The organism is Bartonella sp. AD328YNZD (assembly GCF_042196425.1).
Map to the genome: position 1 here is coordinate 1 of NZ_JBHIQG010000866.1, position 540 is coordinate 540.

The 540-nt window shown below is 34.6% G+C and carries 2 protein-coding genes; one reads left to right on the forward strand and one right to left on the reverse strand.

Annotated elements, in window-relative coordinates:
• A partial coding sequence (locus ACFIO3_RS15480) for an Lrp/AsnC family transcriptional regulator (RefSeq protein ID WP_375704823.1) occupies positions 1-320 on the forward strand: 320 nt, incomplete at its 5' end.
• 28 nt (positions 321-348) lie between these two features.
• On the opposite strand, the gene ACFIO3_RS15485 is transcribed toward ACFIO3_RS15480, so the two are convergent.
• Positions 349-540 (reverse strand): nicotinate-nucleotide--dimethylbenzimidazole phosphoribosyltransferase (locus ACFIO3_RS15485; RefSeq protein WP_375704824.1); only part of this gene is annotated, 192 nt, incomplete at its 5' end.

The window sequence follows — 540 nt, forward strand, 5'->3', positions numbered from 1 at the left end:
AAGTAAACGCACACGTCACTGTTTTTGTGTCTATTCGCACAAATACACATAGTCATGAATGGTTTAAGCGTTTTTCACAAATTGTGCAGGAGTTCCGTGAAGTTATTGAATTTTACCGAATGAGTGGAGATATTGACTATTTATTGCGTGTTGTTGTTCCCAATATTGAAGCTTATGATCTTTTTTATAAAAAATTAATTTCTAAAATTGATATCCGTGATGTCTCATCTTCTTTCGCAATGGAACAGATTAAATATACAACGGAGCTTCCGCTGAATTATATTAAATTACATGAAAAGGTAAATGAACATAACTCTTAAGCGTTTTTTATATCCGTCTCATCATCTTTTAAGTGTTCAAACTTTCTTGTTCCAAAACCGCCATTTGTGCATGAGTTAAAACAGCAGCTTTGACAATTCCAGCTGCTATAGCTGCTCCTGTTCCTTCACCAAGACGCATTCCAAAATCTAGAAGTGGTTCTTTGCCAATTTTTTGTAAAAGTTTACGATGGACTTTTTCAGAAGAAACATGTCCAACGAG